Genomic DNA, 2,533 nt, shown 5'->3' with positions numbered 1-2,533 from the left:
GCCGTCGAGGTGCGCGCCGCGCTGCTGTCGCTCACGAGCCCGTGGAACCTGGTCGGGCTGCCCGCGATCAGCGTGCCCGTGGGTCGCATCGACGGCCTGCCGATCGCGCTGCAACTGGTGGCCGCGGCCGGCAGGGAGGCCGCGCTGTTCCGCCTCGCCGCCACCCTCGAAGGAGTCGCCTGACATGCCCTATCTGCAACTCGACGTGAACGGCCGCCATGCAGCCACCGACAAGCGGCGGCTCGCGCAGCGCCTCTGCGAGACCTATGCCGCGATGATGAGCGTGGACATCCGGCGCATCAGCGTGGCGGTGCGCGAGGCGGGCGAGGGCGGCGTGTGGCGCATGGTCGATGGCGAGCCGGTGGAAGTGTCGGTGCTGATGTGCGACATCCGGCGCGGCCGTTCGGCCGAGCTGCGGCTCGCGGTCGCGAAGGCGCTGTGCCGCGACTGCGCGGAGATCCTGGGGCTGCGCGAGGACCGGCTCAACGTCGAGTTCACCCAGCATGCGGGCGACGAGATGTACCACCCGACACTGGGCGGCTACAGCCCGGAGTGGGCGCAGGGCGAGGGCGACTGAGGGCGCTCAGCGCGGTGGCCTGGCCAGCCGCGCGAAGCGCGCGATCATCAGCGGCCCGAGCAGTGCGCCGAGCCCGACCGTGGTCCACGCGGCCACCCAGCCGTGGGTGCTGCCAACGCCGAAGCGTGCCTGGCCCCAGTCGAGCGCGAGGCCGAACACCCAGGGGCTGATCGCGCCCGCGCCGAAGCCCATCACCGAGCGCACCGAATAGGCCACGCCCAGGCGATGCGGCGCCACCACGTCGGCCAGCGCGGTCGAGTAGACCGAGGAGTCGGCGATGGCGAACAGGTTGTAGAGCGCGGCCGCCGCTGCCAGCAGCCACAGCGGCCAGCTCCACATCCAGCCGAAGGCGAAGGACATGCACAGGCTCGCGAGGGTGGCGACCATCATCACGCGCGCGCGGCCCCAGCGGTCGGAGGCGGCACCGCCCGCGATGCTGCCGAACACGCTGACCAGGTGCGCCAGCGCCGCGAGCGCGATGCCCGCGCCCTTCCACGCCGCGGGCACATCGCCCGACGCGGCCACGAGGTAGGCGGGCAGCCAGGCCCACAGCGCCATCAGCTCCCAGCAGTGGAAGGCATAGGCCCAGTTGCCGGCCATCGCGGGCTTGTCGCGCACCGTCTCGGCCAGCGCGCGCAGCGTGCTTTCGCGCGCGGCCGGCGGCGGTGTCGTGGGCAGTTGCATGCGGCGCAGTGCCGGCACGGTGAGCAGCGCGCCCATCGCGGTGCACAGCGCGGCCGCGATCAGGCCGTGGCGCCAGTGCGCGAGGCTCGCGAGCGCGGCCACCACCGCGAGCGAGAGCGCATAGCCGAGCGACGAGGCGCCGAGGAACAGACCCATCGCGCGGCCGCGCACGGCAGGTTCGGCATTGCGCGCGAGCAGCTGCAGCCCTGGCGTGTACGAGGCACCGGCGCACAGCCCCGCGAGCCCGTACAGCAGCAGCGCCGAGCGATGGCCGCTCGCGAACAGCGCGAAGCCCAGCGCCGCGATCGCGCTGACCGCGCTGCCGAGCAGGAACACGCGGTGCGCGCCGAAGCGGTCGGCCAAGAGGCCCACGGCGAACAGCGAACTCATGTAGCCCACGTGCCAGGCGCTCTGGATCGAGCCCGCCTGCGCGGCGCTCATCTGCCAGTCGACCATGGTGAAGGGCAGCACGCCGGCATAGGCCGTGACGATCATGGCCTGCAGCAGCCGGCTCGCGCAGAGCATCGCGAGCCAGCCCGGCGCGGGCAGGGTGGCCGGCGCCGCCATCAGGCCAGCGCGCGCTGCATCAGTACGGTGTCGACCCAGCGGCCGAACTTGAAGCCCACGTCGCGCAGCACGCCGACCCGTTCGAAGCCCAGGCTCTCGTGCAGCCGCGTCGAGCCCGCGTTGCCGCTGTGGCCGACCACCGCGACCATCTGGCGCAGGCCCCGTGCGGCGCAGCGTTCGATCAGCGCCGCGAGCAGCGCCTTGCCGATGCCGCGGCCGTGCTCGCCCTGCGCGACGTAGATCGAATCCTCGACCGTGTGGCGGTAGGCGGAGCGCGCGCGGTAGGCGCCGGCATAGGCATAGCCGACCACGCGGCCCTCGCGCAGCGCGACCAGGTAGGGCAGGCCGAGGCGCAGCACCTCGAGGCGGCGCGACAGCATCTGCGCCACGGTCGGCACCTGCTCCTCGAAGGAGCAGAGGTCGTGCAGCACGTAGTGGCTGTAGATGGCCTGGATCTGGTCCAGGTGCTGGGGCTCGGCGTCGGCGATCTCGAGCGGGGCGGAAGAGGGAGAAAGGTCGGAAGAGGGCATGGCGCGATCTTGACGCGCAGCTTTCGATAAATGAAGCTTCGATCACCTATGCAAGCCATGAGAAAAACTTTGGACAAGCCTGTGCGGCGCTCGCTCAACCTCGACCAGCTGCGCGCCTTCGGCCTGGTGGTCGAGACCGGCAGCTTCTCGGCCGCGGCCGAGCGCCTGGGCCTGA

General features: G+C 72.1%; 5 protein-coding genes. 3 read left to right on the top strand and 2 right to left on the bottom strand.

The genetic code is table 11. The features are described from left to right. Both AC27VN_RS38640 and AC27VN_RS38635 read left to right on the top strand, forming a co-directional pair. Nucleotides 1–183: amidase family protein (locus AC27VN_RS38640; protein ID WP_490880092.1), on the top strand; the 183-nt coding region annotated here is incomplete at its 5' end. Between the two features lies 1 nt (nucleotide 184). Continuing rightward, nucleotides 185–577: a tautomerase gene (locus AC27VN_RS38635; protein WP_296780036.1), complete on the top strand. Its 393-nt coding sequence runs from the start codon at nucleotides 185–187 to the stop codon at nucleotides 575–577. A gap of 6 nt (nucleotides 578–583) precedes the next feature. Here the strand turns inward: AC27VN_RS38635 and AC27VN_RS38630 are convergent, their stop codons facing one another. Together AC27VN_RS38630 and AC27VN_RS38625 are read right to left on the bottom strand one after the other, a co-directional pair. Further along, a complete protein-coding gene (locus AC27VN_RS38630) occupies nucleotides 584–1,828 on the bottom strand; it encodes an MFS transporter (RefSeq protein WP_490880091.1) in 1,245 nt (414 codons plus the stop codon). Beyond that, nucleotides 1,828–2,358 carry a GNAT family N-acetyltransferase gene (locus AC27VN_RS38625; protein WP_490880090.1) on the bottom strand — a complete coding sequence of 177 codons (531 nt, stop codon included), beginning with the start codon at nucleotides 2,356–2,358 and terminating at the stop codon, nucleotides 1,828–1,830. Before AC27VN_RS38625 ends, AC27VN_RS38630 begins: the two co-directional genes overlap by 1 nt. Nucleotides 2,359–2,406: 48 nt before the next feature. Here AC27VN_RS38625 and AC27VN_RS38620 point away from each other — a divergent pair. Further along, nucleotides 2,407–2,533 (top strand): LysR family transcriptional regulator (locus AC27VN_RS38620; protein WP_490880093.1); only part of this gene is annotated, 127 nt, incomplete at its 3' end.

The organism is Variovorax sp. 20P10.2.4, assembly GCF_058244205.1.
The sequence above is the reverse complement of the archived record's forward strand: the minus strand, read 5'-3'. Positions and strand labels throughout refer to the sequence as shown.

Coding starts and splice junctions, on each gene's coding strand:
- AC27VN_RS38635 (WP_296780036.1), top strand. CDS start 185: ATGCCCTATCTGCAACTCGACGTGAACGGCCGCCATGCAGCCACCGAC.
- AC27VN_RS38630 (WP_490880091.1), bottom strand. CDS start 1,828: ATGGCGGCGCCGGCCACCCTGCCCGCGCCGGGCTGGCTCGCGATGCTC.
- AC27VN_RS38625 (WP_490880090.1), bottom strand. CDS start 2,358: ATGCCCTCTTCCGACCTTTCTCCCTCTTCCGCCCCGCTCGAGATCGCC.